The organism is Brevundimonas sp. ALps5 (assembly GCF_058681645.1).
In genome coordinates, this window is sequence record NZ_CM178744.1 from 1,383,683 (window position 1) to 1,401,759 (window position 18,077).

16 protein-coding genes and 1 riboswitch are annotated in these 18,077 nt (G+C 67.7%); of the genes, 2 read left to right on the top strand and 14 right to left on the bottom strand.

Annotated elements, in window-relative coordinates:
* Window positions 1–33 precede the first annotated feature (33 nt).
* The gene (locus ACW172_RS06610; protein ID WP_492034382.1) at window positions 34–429 is read left to right on the top strand and encodes a hypothetical protein; all 396 of its coding nucleotides are present in this window, start codon (window positions 34–36) and stop codon (window positions 427–429) included.
* 34 nt (window positions 430–463) lie between these two features.
* Here ACW172_RS06610 and ACW172_RS06615 read toward each other — a convergent pair whose 3' ends face one another.
* From ACW172_RS06615 to truB, 7 genes are all read right to left on the bottom strand, one after another.
* On the bottom strand, window positions 464–2,119 hold the full coding sequence (locus ACW172_RS06615; RefSeq protein ID WP_492034383.1) for an MDR family MFS transporter: 1,656 nt from the start codon (window positions 2,117–2,119) through the stop codon (window positions 464–466).
* A gap of 66 nt (window positions 2,120–2,185) precedes the next feature.
* Window positions 2,186–2,950, bottom strand: coding sequence for an acyl-CoA thioesterase (locus tag ACW172_RS06620; protein WP_492034384.1), 765 nt, complete (start codon window positions 2,948–2,950; stop codon window positions 2,186–2,188).
* Complete coding sequence (locus ACW172_RS06625; protein WP_492034385.1) at window positions 2,950–3,978, bottom strand: methionine synthase; 1,029 nt, start codon at window positions 3,976–3,978, stop codon at window positions 2,950–2,952. Before ACW172_RS06625 ends, ACW172_RS06620 begins: the two co-directional genes overlap by 1 nt.
* A 27-nt stretch (window positions 3,979–4,005) precedes the next feature.
* Entirely contained in the window at window positions 4,006–4,992 is a 987-nt protein-coding gene (locus ACW172_RS06630; RefSeq protein ID WP_492034386.1) for a DUF1852 domain-containing protein, read from the bottom strand.
* Between the two features lie 108 nt (window positions 4,993–5,100).
* Window positions 5,101–5,308, bottom strand: a riboswitch (cobalamin riboswitch).
* Between the two features lie 139 nt (window positions 5,309–5,447).
* Window positions 5,448–7,679, bottom strand: a complete 2,232-nt coding sequence (pnp, locus tag ACW172_RS06635; protein WP_492034387.1) for a polyribonucleotide nucleotidyltransferase — start codon at window positions 7,677–7,679, stop codon at window positions 5,448–5,450.
* 238 nt (window positions 7,680–7,917) lie between these two features.
* Window positions 7,918–8,187: a 30S ribosomal protein S15 gene (gene rpsO / locus ACW172_RS06640; protein WP_492034388.1), complete on the bottom strand. Its 270-nt coding sequence runs from the start codon at window positions 8,185–8,187 to the stop codon at window positions 7,918–7,920.
* 34 nt (window positions 8,188–8,221) lie between these two features.
* Window positions 8,222–9,154 carry a tRNA pseudouridine(55) synthase TruB gene (gene truB, locus ACW172_RS06645; protein WP_492034389.1) on the bottom strand — a complete coding sequence of 311 codons (933 nt, stop codon included), beginning with the start codon at window positions 9,152–9,154 and terminating at the stop codon, window positions 8,222–8,224.
* Window positions 9,155–9,222: 68 nt separating this feature from the next.
* On the opposite strand from truB, the gene ACW172_RS06650 reads away from it, so the two are divergent.
* The gene (locus tag ACW172_RS06650) at window positions 9,223–9,825 is read left to right on the top strand and encodes a hypothetical protein (RefSeq protein WP_492034390.1); all 603 of its coding nucleotides are present in this window, start codon (window positions 9,223–9,225) and stop codon (window positions 9,823–9,825) included.
* Between the two features lie 8 nt (window positions 9,826–9,833).
* On the opposite strand, the gene rbfA is transcribed toward ACW172_RS06650, so the two are convergent.
* From rbfA to rimP, 7 genes are all read right to left on the bottom strand, one after another.
* The gene (gene rbfA / locus ACW172_RS06655; RefSeq protein WP_492034391.1) at window positions 9,834–10,280 is read right to left on the bottom strand and encodes a 30S ribosome-binding factor RbfA; all 447 of its coding nucleotides are present in this window, start codon (window positions 10,278–10,280) and stop codon (window positions 9,834–9,836) included.
* A 74-nt stretch (window positions 10,281–10,354) separates the two neighbouring features.
* Window positions 10,355–11,026 (bottom strand): DUF2459 domain-containing protein, encoded by a 672-nt coding sequence (locus ACW172_RS06660; protein ID WP_492034392.1) that lies wholly within the window; start codon window positions 11,024–11,026, stop codon window positions 10,355–10,357.
* 36 nt (window positions 11,027–11,062) lie between these two features.
* Window positions 11,063–11,593: a hypothetical protein gene (locus ACW172_RS06665; RefSeq protein WP_492034393.1), complete on the bottom strand. Its 531-nt coding sequence runs from the start codon at window positions 11,591–11,593 to the stop codon at window positions 11,063–11,065.
* A 141-nt stretch (window positions 11,594–11,734) separates the two neighbouring features.
* On the bottom strand, window positions 11,735–14,782 hold the full coding sequence (infB, locus tag ACW172_RS06670; protein WP_492034394.1) for a translation initiation factor IF-2: 3,048 nt from the start codon (window positions 14,780–14,782) through the stop codon (window positions 11,735–11,737).
* Window positions 14,783–14,914: 132 nt separating this feature from the next.
* Entirely contained in the window at window positions 14,915–15,592 is a 678-nt protein-coding gene (locus ACW172_RS06675; protein ID WP_492034395.1) for an RNA-binding protein, read from the bottom strand.
* Window positions 15,593–15,610: 18 nt separating this feature from the next.
* Window positions 15,611–17,359 carry a transcription termination factor NusA gene (gene nusA, locus ACW172_RS06680; RefSeq protein ID WP_492034396.1) on the bottom strand — a complete coding sequence of 583 codons (1,749 nt, stop codon included), beginning with the start codon at window positions 17,357–17,359 and terminating at the stop codon, window positions 15,611–15,613.
* Window positions 17,359–17,970 carry a ribosome maturation factor RimP gene (gene rimP / locus ACW172_RS06685; protein WP_492034397.1) on the bottom strand — a complete coding sequence of 204 codons (612 nt, stop codon included), beginning with the start codon at window positions 17,968–17,970 and terminating at the stop codon, window positions 17,359–17,361. The genes nusA and rimP overlap by 1 nt, the downstream gene beginning before the upstream one ends.
* Window positions 17,971–18,077 lie beyond the last annotated feature (107 nt).

Consider the following 18,077-nt stretch of genomic DNA (forward strand, 5'->3'; position numbering starts at 1 on the left):
GTCCGCGCCATCCGACGGTGTGGAGGCGTGGCTATGCGTGGACTGGCTTCTCTGACGATGCTGATGGCGGCTCTGTCGCTGGCGGCCTGCGGATCTCCGGCGTCGCAAGGCCCGGAGGACAAGGCGGCGGCGCCGGCCGCAAGCGCCGCGCAGACATCGGCCCCGGCCATGCCCGCGGACGCCCCGCCCCAGGAAGAGGCCGAGGCCACGATCACCGACCCTGTCCCGCCGACGCCCGTGAAGAGCTGCGCCGAGGACATCGGGGCGGCCGCTTCGGCGAAGCTGGTCAGGCGCTGCATCGCCGTCAGCCCCGCGACCCACCCGCCCTGCAACGCCCTGAACGAATGCGCCGCCATCCAGGGCGAGATCGAGCGCTCCTGCGCCATGTACGGACCCGGCGAGACGAAACCGGCGGAGTGCGCGGCCTGACCCCGATTTAGGCCGGGTCGGCCGGCGGCTCGCTCTAAGCCGGGTCGGCCGGAGGCTCTCCGGGAGCCTCGCCCAGGGTATGGCCGTCGATCGGCTTGGGTCGGGGCGTCAGCGGCAGGTCGGGCACCAGAAGGGTCGCCGTAAAGCCCAGCAGGCAGACGATGAAGCCCGCGAAGATGACGCCCAGGATGGCCGAGGTGACCGTCTCGCGCACCGCCGGATCGACCGCCGCCGCGGTTGGGGCTCCGGGCTGGGCCTGAACCCGGCTGGAGAGGGCCAGCTTCTCCAGATCGGCCAGCGACAGGGTCCGGACCTGTGCGGTCGGCTCGGCTGAAGCGCGATGGTTCAGGGGCGCCGCCAGATTGTGGGTCAGGACCGCGCCGAAGACCGCGACGCCGACCGTCGAGCCCACCTGACGGAAGAACTGACCCGCGCTGGTCGCCACGCCCAGCTGCTCGCGCGGCACGGCGTTCTGGGTGGCCAGGTTGAAGACGCTCTGGGCCGGGCCGAGGCCCAGGCCGAGCAGGGTCACGCGCCACATCAGGTCGAACAGGCTTGCATCCGAAGGGGTCTGCGACAGCAGGAAGGCCGCCAGCGTCGTCAGGGCCGCGCCGCTGACCATCACCACCTTGTATCGCCCGAGCTTGTTGACAAGGAAGCCCGAAGCGGTCGCCGCCAGGATCAGCCCGACCGTCAGGGGCATCATGGCCAGGCCGCTGGTGGTGGCGGGCAGGCCGAGACCCAGCTGCATATAGAGGGGCAGGAAGGACACCATCCCCATGAAGGCCATGAACATCAGGAAGGCCGACAGATTGCCCGTGGCGAAGGTGCGGTTGCGGAACAGACTCAGCGAGATGATCGGATTGGCGACCCGGGCCTCGACCAGCAGAAAGGCGATCAGGGACACGGCCGCCAGGGCGAACAGGCCGAGGATATGCGGCGCGGTCCAGCCGGCCGTCCCGCCCCAGCTGAGCGCCAGCAGGAAGGGCACGAAGGTGGTCAGCAGCAGCGCGGCGCCGGCAAAGTCGATCCTGCCGCCCGTCCGGTGCGTCAGGCGTGGCATCTCGACCAGGATCATGAACAGGGCCAGACCGGCCAGCGGCAGGTTGATGTAGAAGACCCAGCGCCAGCCGGCGACCTCATAGCCGAACAGATGGGCGGTCGGCAGGTCGGTGAAGAAGCCGCCGATCAGGGGGCCGATGACGCTGGCCAGGCCGAAGGTCGAGCCGAACAGCCCGCCCAGCTTGGCCCGCTCGCGCGGCGGATAGAGGTCGGCGATGACGGCGAAGGCCGAGGTGATCAGGGCGGCGCCGCCCAGTCCCTGAATGGCGCGGAAGACGATCAGCTGGGTCATGCCGCCGCCGAGCAGCGGCAGGGCGCCGAACTCGCCCGACAGGCCGCACAGCATCGAGCCCAGCATGAACAGGCCGATGCCGATGACCAGGATGGGCTTGCGCCCATAGATGTCCGACAGCTTGCCGTAGATCGGCACCATGGTGGTGGAAGCCAGAAGATAGGCCGTCGTCACCCAGGGATAGAGGTCCAGTCCCGACAGCTGGGCCACGATCCTCGGCATGGCCGTGGAGACGATGGTCTGATCCAGCGCCGAGAGCAGGAAGACGATCATCAGGGCGATCAGGGTCACCCGCTTTTCCAGCGGCGAGAAGGTCTGGGGCTCGGAAGAGGTCATCCCTGAATCCTGAAAGCCCTGCGACACTCTGTCCAGAGGAAAGCGCCCGAAGCAAACAGCGCCCCCTCAGTGCTCGCCGGCCAGCGCCCTCGGGCGACCTTGGGCGTCGACGGCGACCATGACGAACTCCGCTGTGGCCGAGCGCCGCCGCGCGCCGGTCAGCAGGTTTTCCGCCGAGAGCCGAACCTCGACGGCCAGGGAGGTGCGCCCGACCCGGATCACGCGTGAGGCCAGTTCGACCATGTCGCCCCCGCCGATCGGCGCGGAGAAATCGATCCGGTTGGAGGCCGCCATGACCATGACCCGGCGCGCCTCGCGGGTGGCGGTGACGAAGGCCGCCTTGCCCATCAGTTTCAGGGCGTCGCCGCCGTACAGGGTGCCGTAGTGATTGGTCGCCCCGGGGAAGACTATCTCGCTTGTCCGCAGCCAGCCGCCGTGATCTTCGGTCGCCGCCTCGGGCGGAGCGAGAGGCTCCTCGTCGCCGGCCTCCCTCAGGGCGACCATGTTGAACAGGCCCCGGGTGCAGAGCCGCCGCTCACCGCTGAGCAGGGCCTCGGCGTGAAGTTCGACCTCCACGCCGAGTGACGACCGGCCCACCCGGACGACACGCCCCGTCGCCTCGACCATCTCACCGATCCGCGCCGGGGCGGCGAAGTCGATGCGCTCGCAGCCCGCCGTCACGACCGGGCGGCCCGCGTGGCGGCTGGCGGCCAGAAAGGCGACCTTGTCGAGGTGGGCCAGCCCTACCCCGCCGAACAGGGTCCCGTGGTGATTGGCGTCGCCGGGAAAGACCATGTCGATCAGACGGGTCGGAGAATTCATCCCGGACATCAGGCCGACAGCTCCTGACGGACAATCTCCGCCCCGGCGCCCAGCGCCTTCAGCTTGCCGTTGGCGACCCGGCGAGACAGAGGCGCCATGCCGCAGTTGGTGGAGGGATAAAGCTTGTCGGCGTCGACGAACCGAAGCGCCTGCCTCAGGGTATCGGCGACCTCCTCGGGCGTTTCGACGGTGTCTGTGGCGACGTCGATGGCGCCGACCATGACCTTCTTGCCCCGGATCAGTTCGATCAGATCCATCGGTACGCGGGAGTGGTGGCACTCCAGGGAGATGATATCGATCCGGGATTTTTGCAGATTGGGGAAGGTCTGCTCGTATTGCCGCCACTCGGAGCCCAGGGTCTCCTTCCAGTCCGTATTGGCCTTGATGCCGTAGCCGTAACAGATGTGGACGGCGGTCTCGCAACGGAGTCCTTCGGCCGCTCGCTCCAGCGCGGCAATGCCCCAGTCGTTGGCCTCGTCGAAGAAGACGTTGAACGCCGGCTCATCGAACTGGATGATGTCGACGCCCGCCGCCTCCAGCTCCAGCGCTTCCTGATTGAGGATCCTGGCGAACTCCCAGGCCAGCGCCTCGCGGCTTCGGTAGTGGGCGTCATGGAGGGTGTCGATCATCGTCATCGGCCCCGGCAGGGTCCATTTGATCGGCTGATCGGTCTGGGTCCGCAGGACCTTCGCATCCTCGACAAAGACTGGTCGGGAACGGGAAACGGCGCCGACGACGGTCGGCACGCTGGCGTCATAGCGATTGCGGATCCTGACGGTCTCGCGCTTCTCGAAATCGACGCCGTCCAGATGCTCGATGAAGGTGGTGACGAAATGCTGGCGCGTCTGTTCGCCGTCGCCGACGATGTCGATCCCGGCTCGCCGTTGATCGTCCACGGCCAGGCGCAGGGCGTCCTGCTTGCCGGCGACCAGCTCCTCGCCCTCCAGCTTCCAGGGCGACCAGAGCGTCTCCGGCGTCGCGAGCCAGGATGGCTTGGGCAGGCTGCCGGCGGTGGAGGTGGGCAACAGGGTTTTCATGACGGAGGACTCCTACTTTTGGGCTGATCAGGCGGCGAAGTCGGCGGACCACTGCTCCAGCAGGGCCCGATGCGGCCTGATGAAGCGCTCCTCGACGAACCGGCCTTGCTCGATCGCGAGGCGGCTGCGCTCTTCCCGGTCGTAGACGATGCGGGTCAGCGAATAGTCCTGCCCTTTCAGGCTTGGCCGGTACTGCTCCGACGCCGGGGAGTTGGCGTTGTAGATTTCGGGCCGATAGATCTTCTGGAAGGTCTCCATCGTGCTGATCGTGCTGGCCAGCTCGAGGTCGGTGTAGTCACCGGTCAGGTCGCCCATGTGATAGAAGGCGAACGGCGCCACGCTGCCCCAGGGCATGAAATAGCGGGCCTTCATCCCCATCTTCGCGAAATACTGATCGGTCGGTGAGACCTCATCGTTCGCATATTCGAGACCCAGCACGGGGTGCTCGGTTCCGGTCCGATGGTAGGTCTTGTTGCTCGACACGCTGAGGCAGACGACGGGCGGCTTGCCGAAATTATCCCGGTAGGCGGCCGAGTTCAGGAAGGACTTGAACAGCTTGCCGTGCAGGTCGCCGAAGTCTTCCGGAGCGCCGGTGTTCGGGTGGGCTTTCAGGTGATCCGGCAGGACCACGCTGAAGTCGTAGTCGCGGACGTAGGAGGAAAAGTTGTTCCCCACGATCCCGTCGATCCGCTCGCCGGTCCGGCTGTCGAGAACGGTCGTTCGAAGGATTTCGATCAACGGGAAGGCGTCGTGATCATCCTCCCGGGGGAGACTCATCTCGACGGAGATGATCTCGAGCTCGACCGCATAACGATCCCCTTTGGGATTGTCCCGATGCGCCAGGGAATTGAAGCGGTTGTCGATCATGCGCAGGGCGCCGCGCAGGTTCTCCCGGCGGCTCTCGCCCCGGGCCAGATTGGCGAAGTTGGTCGTGATCCGCGTGTTCTCTGCGGGACGATAGTCTTCGTCGAGCGCGGTGCGCTTGATGGTGAATGTGAAGCCGGCGCCGCTCATTCGATCTCTGCCATTTGCTGTGACGAGACAGCGGACAGGGACGCGCGACCGCCCGCGCGGAAGAATCCCGTCGCGGCGCTCATGCGGCCTGACCGGACACCCCGCCGGAGGACGTTATCTGTCGGGGCAGGTCTCCTGGCTCACGGGTCACGGCTTCGGGTCCGGCCTTCCCGACGCACGAGTGCGTCAGTGACACGAGATGGACTTTCAGCTCGCCGCTTACAGTTGCGGGGGCAGCGCCGGCATCGAACCGGCTTCCCTCTTAGCTCCGCGCCCTCCGGGGAGGACGCGCAGAACCACGACAGTCGGCATTGAAGTCCCGACGCGATCGGATGTCAAGATACATATAAAGACATGTTTATATGTTTATGCGATTTCCAGCCGGACCATCCGACATGAAAAAGGCCCCGCCGTTTCCAGCGGGGCCTCGATCATTTCAGCGGTAGCGCCGTCGACTAGTCACGACGGGGACGACGGCCGCGGCCTTCGCCGCCGCCTTCGCGCTTTTTGCCGCCGCCGGTGTCTTCGGTCAGCGGGGCTTCACCGCGCTCGGCGCGTTCGGCGTTGATCTTGTCGGTGATGTCCTCACCGGTTTCCTGATCGACGACCTTCATCGACAGCTTGGTCTTGCCGCGGTCGTCGAAGCCCAGGAACTTGACCTTGACCTCTTGACCCTCGGACAGGACGTCGGCCGGGTTGGCGACGCGTTCCAGGGCGATCTGCGACACGTGGACCAGACCGTCCTTGGCGCCGAAGAAGTTCACGAAGGCGCCGAAGTCGACGACCTTCACGACCTTGCCGGAGTAGATCGTGCCGACTTCCGGTTCCGAGACGATGGACTGGATCCAGTTCTTGGCGGCGTCGATCTTTTCCTGGTCCGAGGCGGCGATCTTGACGGTGCCGTCGTCCTCGATGTTGACCTTGGCGCCGGTCTTTTCGACGATCTCGCGGATCACCTTGCCGCCGGTGCCGATGACTTCGCGGATCTTGTCGACCGGGACCTTGATGGACTCGATCTTGGGCGCGAACTCACCCAGCTCGGTGCGGGCGCCGTCGATGGCCTTGTCCATCTCGTCGAGGATGTGAAGGCGGCCGGCCGAAGCCTGGGCGATGGCCTTCTTCATGATCTCTTCGGTGATGCCGGCGACCTTGATGTCCATCTGCAGCGAGGTGATGCCGTCACGCGTGCCGGCGACCTTGAAGTCCATGTCGCCGAGGTGGTCTTCGTCACCCAGGATGTCCGACAGGATGGCGAACTCGCCCGACGGCTCCAGGATCAGGCCCATGGCGATGCCCGAGACGGGCTTCTTCAGGGGCACACCGGCGTCCATCAGGGCCAGCGACGAACCGCAGACCGTGGCCATCGAGGACGAGCCGTTCGACTCGGTGATCTCGGAGACCAGACGGATGGTGTAGGGGAAGTCCTCGTTCGACGGCAGCATCGGACGGATCGCCCGCCAGGCCAGCTTGCCGTGACCGATTTCACGACGGCCGGCGCCGCCCATACGACCGGTCTCACCCACCGAATAGGGCGGGAAGTTGTAGTGCAGCAGGAACTTCTCCTTGTACGTCCCGGTCAGGGCGTCGATGTACTGCTCGTCTTCGCCGGTGCCGAGGGTGGCGACGACGATGGCCTGGGTTTCACCGCGGGTGAACAGGGCCGAGCCGTGGGTGCGCGGGAAGACGCCGACTTCCGAGACGATCGAACGGACCTTGTCGAGGGCGCGGCCGTCGACGCGGTGACCGTTGTCGATGATGTCGCGACGCAGGACGTGGGCTTCGCATTCCTTGAACGCGGTGGCGAACTTGGCCGATTCGACGCCGTCCGGCTTCTCTTCGGTCTTCACCAGGGCCTCGGCGGCCTTCTTCTTGGCGGCGCCGACCGCGTTGTGGCGGTCATGCTTGGCGGTGTGGGTGTAGGCGGCCTTGATGTCCTCGCCAACCAGCGACTGGATCGCGGTGACGACGTCCGAGTGGTCCTCGGCCTGGAAGTCGAAGGGCTCCTTGGCGGCGTGCTCGGCCAGTTCGATGATCGCTTCGATGACCGGCTGCATGCCCTTGTGGGCGAACATCAGGGCGTCGAGGAAGGTCTGTTCCGACAGTTCCTTGGCTTCGGACTCGACCATCATCAGGGCGTCGGCGGTGCCGGCGACGACCAGGTCCAGATCCGAGTCCGGCAGTTGGTCGATGGTCGGGTTCAGGACCAGCTCACCGTCGATGTAACCGACGCGCGCGGCCGCGATGGGGCCCATGAAGGGCACGCCCGAGATGGTCAGGGCGGCCGAGGTGGCGACCATGGCCAGGACGTCGGGATCGTTTTCCAGATCGTGCTGCAGGACGGTGACGACGACCTGGGTCTCGTTCTTGAAGCCCTTGACGAACAGCGGGCGGATCGGGCGGTCGATCAGGCGGGAGACTAGGGTCTCCTTCTCGGTCGGACGGCCTTCACGCTTGAAGTAGCCGCCCGGGATCTTGCCGGCGGCGAAGGTCTTTTCCTGGTAGTTGACGGTCAGCGGGAAGAAATCCAGGCCCGGCTTGGGCGCGCGACCGTAGACGACGGTGGCGAGGACGACGGTCTCGCCGTAGGTGGCCAGAACGGCGCCGTCGGCCTGGCGGGCGATGCGGCCCGTTTCCAGGGTCAGCGGGCGGCCGGCCCAGTCGATCGTCTTGCGTTTGATATCGAACATGTTTCGTCTTTCGTATCCCGGGCGGCGTATTCCGGCCGGGGTCCCATCAGTGGGTGTGGATACGTCGGGTGTTCAGTCCTTCGATCCATGGATCGGCCGCCCCATGGCGATCAATCCGGGAAGAGGACCGATCTGGCCCCCGCGTCTGCGCCTTACGTCCGGCGGCGCGCCGGTGGGTAGTTACGGAAAGAGGCGCGGACATGGCCCGCGCCTCGAATCTCGATCCGTGTTCCGCGCCTTAGCGACGCAGGTTCAGCTTGGTGATGAGGGCGGTGTAACGCTCCTTATCGACCTTGACGAGGTGGTCCAGAAGGCGACGACGCTGCGAGACCATCTTGAGCAGGCCGCGGCGCGAGTGGTTGTCCTTCTTGTGGGTCTTGAAGTGTTCGGTGAGGTTGGCGATGCGTTCCGACAGGATCGCGACCTGAACCTCGGCCGAGCCGGTGTCGCCGGCGGAGCGGGCGTTGTCGGCGATGACTTCGTTCTTGCGTTCAGCAGTAATCGACATCGGGAGTTCTCCGGTTGGAGCCCCTGAACCGTGTTCAGGAGAGATTGAAAACGCGGTCGGGTTCTAGCCGGCCGGCCCGCAACTGACCGAGAGCGACGAGGGTCTGTCCGTGAAAGGCTGAAACGGTTCTGTCCCCGCCCGATAAGCGGCTCTTGAGCGTTTCGACCTGTCGGGGGAGCAGAACGATCGGTCGTCCCTGACGAAGCGAGAAGGCGTCCTGCTCCGTAATGGCCAACTCCGGGATGTCGTCCAGGGCGGTCGCTACGGGCAGCAGGCCTTCAAAGGCGGCGTCCCTATGCACCAGATCGGTCAGGAAATCCAGTGTGACGGCGTTCTCGACCGAAAACGGCCCCACCCGCTCGCGCCGCAGGGCCGAGACATGCCCCTCGGCGCCGAGAGCCAGGGCCAGATCGCGCGCCAGCGAACGGACATAGACGCCCTTGCCCGTGCGGATGGTGATCTCTGTATGGTCGGCGTCCGGCATGTCGGTGACCGCCGCCTCGTGGATCATCACCTTGCGACTGGCCAGTTCGAACTCGGCGCCGTCGCGGGCCAGGTCATAGGCGCGCTGGCCGTCGACCTTGATGGCCGAGAAGCGCGGCGGGGTCTGGTCGATCTCGCCGATGAAGGCCGGCAGGGCGGCCTTGACCGCCTCCAGAGACGGGCGGACGTCCGACCGGCCGATGATCTCGCCCTCGCGGTCGATGCTATCGGTCGAAATGCCCCAGTGGACGGTGAAGCGATAGACCTTCTGCGCCTCCATCATGAAGGGCACGGTCTTGGTCGCCTCGCCGAGCGCGATGGGCAGGATGCCCGAGGCCAGGGGGTCCAGCGTTCCGGCGTGGCCCGCCTTCTGGGCGTTGAACAGGCGGCGGATCTTCGACACGGCGTCGGTCGAGCCCATCTCGAAGGGTTTATCCAGGCAGACCCAGCCGTTGACGACCTCGCCCTTCTTGCGACGGCCCATCAGCCGATCTCCGTATAAGAGGAATGGATTGAGACGCCGGAGCGCCCGAGATGACCCCCGCGACAAGGATGACCCGCAGACGCGTCGGCCTGGCCTTCGCCGCCCTGGCCGCGACGCCCGCCTTCGCACAAGCCGGAACCGGGGAGCCTGACGTCTTCGAGCATCGCGGCTTCACCGTCGATATGAGCGCCATGGGATCGGAGCGGCGCGCGGCGGTCGCCGGCTGGATCCGTCAGCAGATCGATCTGGTCGAGAGCCTGAACATCCGTGAGGACATCAAGGTCTGGTTCCGCACCGTGCGCCTGACCGTCGATCCGGCCCTTAACATGCCCGGCCGCGTCGACCGCAACGGCCTGACCCTGAACGACGCGGTGTCGCCGCCCGAGAATCCGGTCCTGCTGCACGAACTGCTGCACGTCTATCAGGCGCGGCGACTGGCCGGAGGCCGCGGCAATCCGGCCTTGGTCGCCGCCTTTGATCAGGCGAAGACCAGCGGCGACTGGCCGCCGCAGGCCTATATGCTGTCGAACATCAACGAGTTCTTCGCCATGACAGGCTCGGTCGCCCTGTGGGGCCGGGCGGCGCGGCCGCCGTCTACGCGAGAGCGGCTGAGGGCGGCCATGCCCGACTGGTACGCGTTTCTGGTCGGCGAGTTCGGCCTGACGACCTGAAGCCCGCATCAGTCTTCGTCTTCCTCGTCCCGACCCGCCTGCAGGTCGGCGCGGACGCGGGGGTCGTCGAAAAGGCGGTCGATGCGGCTGGCGGCGTCGAAGCTCTCGTCGTGACGGAAGCGCAGGTCGGGGGTGAACTTCATGTCCAGATGCCGGCCCAGCTGGCCGCGCAGGAATTTGGCGTGGGCGTTCAGCGCCTTGATGATCTCGCTCTCGTGGCCCGCCGTCGGCGCCGTATCGACGCCCGCGCCCAGAGGCTCGACGAAACAGGTGGCGTGCTTCAGGTCGGGCGACAGCCGCACCTCGGTGACGGTGATCGACACCTCCTTGAGCGCCTCGTCGTGGATCTCCTCTTCGCGCAGGATCTCGACCAGGGCGTGACGCACCAGTTCGCCCGCGCGCAGCTGGCGCTGGGTGGGGCCGGCGTTCTGGAATTTGGGCTTGCGGTTGCTCATGGCGGGGATCCTCGTCGCTCGCCGGGGATCGGACCCGGCCTGAAAGCGCCCTTCGAAAAGGGAAGTCGGGCGGTCTAGGCCCCTGAGGCCGCCCTGTCCAGCACCGCCGTGTCTCGCTGCGCCCGATCCACCGTATGGCCAATCTCGGCCGAGAGGATGGTCTGGACCGGGCGGATCGGCAGACCGGCGGCGTTCAGGACCTCGCCCGCCCAGTGGTTGCACAGGTGCAGGACCGAGAAGGTCTCGTGGCTGGCGAAGAAGCGGACCGGGTCGCCAGGCCGGGTCGCGGCGACGCGCGGCTTTCCGGTCGACAGGTCGAGACTGGCCCCGATGCGGCGATCCATGGCCTCGAACCCGGCCTGTGACAGCACCAGACGGCGGCGACCCTCGGACAGGAAGGCCTGTTCAGGGGCGACTGTCTCGGGCCGTAGCATCAGGACGGAGGGATTGCCCGGATGGAAGAAGGCGCGGGCGCCGTCGGGCAGGCGCGACTGGATCGGGCTCTGATCGACATAGAATTTGGCGTCGCCCCAGCCGATCAGGATCCAGTCGCCGGGACCGAGTGTCGCGATCGCTTCGGCCAGGGGCCCGGGCCGGGCCGCCAGCGCAGCCCGCCGGACGACCATGTCGGTATGGAAGCCGTTGTCGAGGAGGTAGACCGGAACACCCGGATCGCTGTCCGGCTTCGGCCACAGCGCCGGGTCGCCCGGCGCGGTCCAGGTCCACAGGGCGGCGAGAGCCCCCATGACACCTGCGAGAAGAGCCCCCCGGATCCCCATGCGTCAGGGCCGCTCGGGCAGGGGGTTGTCGCCGCCGCCGAAACCGTTGCGCGGCGGCAGGGCCCATTCGCCACGGTAGGTGTAGGAGAGTTCGACGCAGTGACGGTACTGGCCGTCGGCCCAACGGCCGACCGCGTGCATGGTCAGGGGCCGAACGGCGCGCACCAGGCCGACGACCAGATAGGTCTGGTCGGCGCCGGGACACAGGGCCCGGGCCAGGGGGCGGCCGTCGCCGTCCTCGGGAATGGTGTAGATGGTCGTCTCGCCCGCATATTCGGGCAGGGCGCGCCGCGCCTCGTCGGGGCCGCCTCGGCGGATATCGGCCGAGCCGCGCGTGGTGGTCGAGATGATGCGCCGGATGGCCACCGCCCCGAACAGACCGCGATGCACCTCCAGCGTCAGACCACGCGTCAGGGCCGTGGTGATCCGGTCGGCCGGGTCGTAGGCCAGATAGGCGGTCCCCGCGAGGGCCGGACCGGCGAGGGCGGAAACCGTCAGGACGGCGGCGATCAGTACGGTCAGTTGACGAGACATGACGGCTTCATCCCGGGACTCTGCGGCGGAAGCTTGGCAAAAGCCCGCCGCCCCTTACAGGACGGCGGGCCATTTTTGTCGATCCGGATCCAGGCCGCGCTCAAGCAGCGAGCGACCGCGTCGCGAGCGGTAGCGCCCCTACTAGAGGCTGCGCTTGATCTCTTCGACGGTGAAGCACTCGATGTAGTCGCCGACCTTGATGTCCTGGAAGCCCTGGAAGTGCATGCCGCACTCCTGACCCGACGGGACCTCGTTGACCTCGTCCTTGAAGCGCTTGAGCGTCTGCAGGGTGCCCAGTTCCAGAACCACGACGTCGTCGCGGATGATCCGGACCTTGGCGCCCTTGCGGACCACGCCTTCGGACACCCGGCAGCCGGCGATCTTGCCGGTCTTGGAGATGTCGAAGACCTGAAGCACGGCGGCGTTGCCCAGGAAGGTTTCCCGTTGCAGCGGCGCCAGCATGCCCGAGAGCACGCCCTTCATGTCGTCGAGCAGGTCATAGATGATCGAGTAGTAGCGGATCTCGACGCCCTCACGATCGGCCAGGTCGCGCGCCTGTTTCGACGCACGGACGTTGAAGCCGAGGATCGGGGCCCCGGCCGACTTGGCCAGGGTGACGTCGCTTTCGGTGATACCGCCGGCGCCGGAATAGACGACACGCGCGCGGACCTCGTCGTTGCCCATCTTCTCCAGCGAGCCCTGAATGGCTTCGCTCGAGCCCTGAACGTCCGACTTGATGAGGACCGGAAGCTCCGAGATCTTCTTGGAGCCCAGCCTGGACATCATGTCGGCCAGAGACACCTGGTTGCCGCCGGTCGCCTTCTCGCGCTTCACGCGGGCGCGGTACTCGGTCAGCTCGCGGGCGCGGGCCTCGGAGTCCACCACGGCGAGCGGTTCGCCGGGCGACGGCGCCTCGTCCAGACCCAGGATCTCGACCGGAACCGACGGGCCGGCCTCGGTCAGCTGGGCGTTGCGCTCGTCGAGCAGGGCGCGAACCTTGCCCCAGGCGGAGCCGGCCACGACGATGTCGCCGCGCTTCAGGGTGCCGCGCTTGACCAGGACGGTGGCGACCGGGCCACGGCCCTTGTCCAGCTTGGCCTCGATGACCACGCCTTCAGCCGAACGATCCGGATCGGCCTTGAGGTCCATGACCTCGGCCTGCAGCAGGATGGCGTCGATCAGGCCGTCGAGGTTGGTCCGGGCCTTGGCCGAGACCTCGACGATCTGGGTGTCGCCGCCGAGGGCTTCCGAGATGACCTCATACTGCAGGAGTTCGTTGACGACCTTCTGCGAGTTGGCGTCGGGCTTGTCGATCTTGTTGACCGCCACGATGATCGGGGCGCCGGCCGCCTTGGCGTGCTGGATGCTCTCGATCGTCTGCGGCATGACGCCGTCGTCGGCGGCCACCACCAGCACCACGATATCGGTGACATTGGCGCCGCGGGTCCGCATGGCGCTGAACGCCGCGTGGCCCGGGGTGTCGAGGAAGGTGACGGCCTGACCGCTCGCCGTCCGCACCTGATAGGCGCCGATGTGCTGGGTGATGCCGCCGGCCTCGCCCGCCGCCACGTCGGTGGTGCGCAGGGCGTCGAGCAGGGAGGTCTTGCCGTGGTCGACGTGGCCCATGATGGCCACGACAGGCGCGCGCGGCGTGGTCGCGTCATCGTCCACCGCGTCGGACAGGAAGCCCGTCTCGACGTCGGATTCCGAGACCCGCTTGACCGTCATGCCGTATTCGTCGGCGACCAGTTCGGCGGTGTCGGTGTCGATCACGTCGTTGATCTTCATCATCAGACCCTGACGCATCAGGAATTTGACGATGTCGACACCGCGCACGGCCATCCGGTTGGCCAGATCGCCGACGGTGATGACGTCAGGGATGACGACCTCGCGCGGACGGTTCGGCGCATCGGTCGAGCCGCCCTTGCGCTTTTCCTTCTCGCGTTCGCGAGCGCGGCGCACCGAGGCGAGCGAACGCATCCGCTCGGCGGTGTCGCCGTCGCCGGCGACCGATTGAATGGTCAGCCGGCCTTCGCGGCGCTTGGGCTCGCCGCGCGTGCGGCTGACGGCCTTGCCGGCGTTGGCGTCGGAGAAGCGCTTGTCGCGGTCGTCCTCGCGCGGGGCGGGACGGCCGAAGCCGACTCCGGGGGCGCGGCTGGGACGGGCGACCTCGGCCTGGGCCGGGGGCGCGTTCGGGGTCGGACGACCGCCGGGGCCGGTGCGCGGACCGCCCGGACGGGCGGCGCCGGGGGCGGGGCGCGGGGTCAGGGCCGAATAGCGGACCGGTTCGGCCGGACGGGGCGCGCCGCCGCTGCGCTCGGGACGGTCGCCCCGCTCGTTGCGGTCGCCGCCGGGGCGGGCCGAGGGGGTCGGGCGGTCGGCATAGGACTTGTCGCCGCCACCCATGGCTTCTTCACGCGCCGAACGGGCGCCGAAGGCCGGACGGTCGATGGGCGCGCGGGCCGGCGGGGCCTTGGGCGTGCGTTGACCGAAGTTGACCGTCGGGCGGGCCGGCGGGGCCGGACGCGGCGCGGGAGCAGGCGTCGGAGCGGGCGCGGGCGTCGGAGCCGCGGCGACCGGGGCCGGGGTCGCGGCGGGCGCCGGAGCGGCGGGCTTGGCCGCGGCAGGCGTCGGAGCGGCGGCGCTCAGCTTGGCGGCCTCGGCGCGGGCGGCCTCGGCGGCGGCGCGGGCCGCGGCGGCCTCGGCCTGGGCGGCGTTGGCGGCGGCGGCGGCGGCGGCGGCCTGTTCGCGCGCGGCGGCGTCACGTCGCGCCTGTTCGGCGGCGGCGGCGGCGGCGCGGTCGGCCTGGGCCTGGGTGGCCAGTTCGATGGCGCGGCGGCGGGCTTCCTGCTCCTCGTTGGACAGGGAGCCGCCGGCGGGTTGCGGACGCGGCGCTGCGGGACGCGGAGCCTGGGGCTGCGGAGCCGAGGTCTCGGGGCGCGGACGCGCGACGTCGAAGCCCTGGGGCCGCTGATGCCCCCCTGCGGGCGCGCCCGGGCGGCGCTTGGTCTCGACGACCACCGTCTTGGTGCGGCCATGGCTGAAGCTCTGGCGCACGGTGCCGGTCGAAACCGATCCCGCGGCGCGCGGCTTCAGGCTCAGCGGCGCGCGCGGACCCGTCGTCGACGGTGTTCCTGCAGGCGTTCCGTTGCCCTGGCCTTCGTTGGTCTTGTCGTTCTCGTCGCTCATCCGGTCGCTTTTACTCGTGGCGGGGAAGTCCGCCTGATCTTCAAATCGTCTCGTCGCCCCCGATCGGGGCCAAGTCTGGAAACGCGAATAGCCGTGCGCAGTCCGGCGTCCTTGAACGCCAAACCCCGCCCGTCAATCCGCCCCTTCAGGCTCGTCCTTCAGGTCCTCGTCCGACCCGTCCGCGGCGCCGGACCTGACATCCAGGTCCCACGTCGCAGGGCGAAGCGATCGAAATCCCGCCAGTCGTTCGACCTCGGTGGTCCAGCGATCAGCGCGCCCGCCCTGCAGCAGGACGGCGTGTATCGCATTTTCCAGCCCCAGGGCCAAACCCAAATCGTCCGCGCTGAAGGCGCCGCAGACCTTGGTGGTCTGATGGCGCGCCAGGGCGAGGATCTTGCCGCGCCCGTCAGAGGCGCCGTCGGACGCCTCGATGACCCACGCGGCCTTGCCGGCGCGGATGCTCGCAGCCGACTTTTCGAAGCCGGAGATAAGCACGCCTTCGCGCCGGGCAAGACCCAGCTGGTCCAGACAACGCCGAACCAGCAGGTTTTCGACCGTGTCGGCCAGGTCGGCCGCCGCATTCAGCTTCGTCTTGGCCGCGCGAGAGAACAGGCCCTTCTTCGCCGCCTGCTCGACCGAGGCCCGGTCGGCGGCGACCCACAGGCCGCGCCCGGGCAGTTTCCTGCCCAGGTCGGGGAAGACGGAGCCGTCAGGCCCGGCGACGAAACGGATCAGACGAGATTCATCCATGACCTCGTGCGTAACGAGGTCCCGGCGCTCCCTATCCGTCGTTGCGTCCCGCAAGCTCATGATCGGCCCCGCGTCCCATCACGCGTCGCGCGAGGATTCGAGGTCTTCGGCGAAGACCTCCGCGTCGCCGTTCTCGAGCGAAGCCTCTTCGAGGCCTTCGGACTGCGGAGCGAAGACGGCTTCGGGATCGTATTCGCCCTCGGCGTACTCTTCCTCGTATTCCGGCTCGGGCTGCGGCAGTTCCGAGGCGTCGATCCAGCCGGCGGCCACGCGGGCCTGGAGGATCAGCATCTCGGCGTCTTCCTGCGACAGGTTGAAGGCTTCCAGAACGCCCGGGACCTTGGTCCGCTCGCCGTTCTTCATCTCATAGCCGCCGCGGATCTCGTCGGTGGCCAGGTCGGCCAGATCCTCGACGGTCTTGACCCCGCCTTCGCCCAGGGCGACGGCGATGGCGCCGGTGACTCCCGGAACGGCCAGGACCTCGTCCAGAACGCCCAGCTCGATGCGTTTGGCGTCCAGCTCGGCGGCCTTGCGGTCCAGGAAGTCGCGGGCGCGGGCCTGCAGCTCCTCGGCGGTGTCCTCGTCGAAGCCTTCGATCTCGGCGACTTCATAGGATTCCACGAAGGCCAGGTCTTCGATGCTCGCGAAGCCCTCGGTGACCAGCAGCTGGGCGATGACCTCGTCCACGTCCAGGGCTTCCTGGAACAGGGCGGTGCGCTCTGCGAACTCGCGCTGCCGGCGCTCGGAATCCTGGCTTTCAGTGATGATGTCGATCTGCCAGCCGGTCAGCTGGGAGGCCAGGCGCACGTTCTGGCCGCGGCGGCCGATGGCCAGCGACAGCTGTTCGTCGGGCACGACCACCTCGACGCGGTCAGCTTCTTCGTCGAGCACGACCTTGGAGACTTCAGCGGGGGCCAGGGCGTTGACGATGAAGGTCGGCTCGTCGGCGTTCCACTGGATGATGTCGATCTTTTCGCCCTGCAGCTCGGCGACGACCGCCTGGACGCGCGAGCCGCGCATGCCGACGCAGGCGCCGACGGGGTCGATGGAGCTGTCGTTCGAGAGCACGGCCATCTTGGCGCGCGAGCCCGAGTCGCGGGCGGCGGCGCGGATTTCGATGACGCCGTCGTACACTTCCGGCACTTCCTGGGCGAACAGCTTGGCCATGAAGCCCGGGTGGGCGCGGCTCAGCATGATCTGCGGGCCCTTGGCCTCGGGACGGACGTCATAGATGTAGGTGCGGATCCGGTCGCCGATGTTGAACACCTCGCGCGGGATCGACTGGTCGCGGCGCATGATGCCTTCGCCACGGCCCAGGTCGACGATGGTGTTGCCGTATTCGACGCGCTTGACGGTGCCGTTGACGATCTCGCCGACGCGGTCCTTGAACTCTTCGTACTGGTTGGCGCGCTCGGCCTCGCGGACCTTTCCTGTGATGACCTGACGGGCCATCTGGGTCTGGACGCGGCCGAATTCGAACGGCGGCAGGGTCTCGACATACTCCTTGCCGACCTCGGCCTCGGGGTCGCGCTTGGAGGCGTCGCGCAGGCGCACCATGGCGCTGTCGTTGAACTCTTCCAACTCGTCTTCCGGCTGCCAGTCGTCCTCGACGATGGTGACGTGACGGGTCAGGCTCAGTTCGCCGGTCTTGGGGTCGATCTTGGCGCGGATGTCGTGATGAGCGCCGTAGCGCGACTTGGCGCCCTTCTGGATCGCTTCTTCCAGGGCCTCGATGACGATCTCCCGATCGATGTTCTTCTCCTGGGCGACCGCATTGGCGATCTGGAGCAGTTCGAGACGGTTGGCGGAAATACCGGTGGCGGCCATCAGGCTTTGTCCTCGGGAAGGGTCTTGGTGTTGTCAGTGTCTTCGGGCGCCGCTTCCGGGAGCCCGTCGTCTTCAGGTTCGCCGCGCGCTGCTCTCAGCAACGCGCCGCGTTTGATCAGGTCGTCGTTCATGACCAGCTTGGCGTCGACCACCCAGTCGAAGGGGATCAGGGCGGTGTCGTCCTCGCCGTCCAGGTCGATGGCGACCATGTCGGCGCCGGTGTCGTCCTTGTCCAGACCCGCCAGAACGCCCTTGAAGCGCTTGCGGCCCTCGACCATCCGATCGGCCTCCAGCCGCGCCTCGAAGCCCTCGAACAGGTCGAAGTCGATCAGGCGGGTCAGGGGGCGGTCGATGCCGGGCGAGGAGACCTCCAGCAGATATTCGCCGGCGATGGGGTCGGCGGCGTCGAACACCTCCGAGACCGCGCGGCTCAGACGGGCGCATTCCTCGACCGAGATGTCGTGGTCGGTCGGGCGCTCGGCCATGATCTGCAGCCGCTGACGCAGGGTGCCGCCCATCAGGCGCACACGCACGATGTCGAGGCCGAGCGACTCCGCGATGGGGTCGATCAGTTCGAGCAGCTGGCGGTCCTGGGCAGTCTTGGCGCGCAAGGCGGGGATCAACTCAATAAAACGGCAAAGAAAAAGCGGCTGGCCGTCCGGGCCGCCGCTTGGAAACGGCGCCGTCGGACGCCGGTGTCTAACGATGTGGGAGGCCA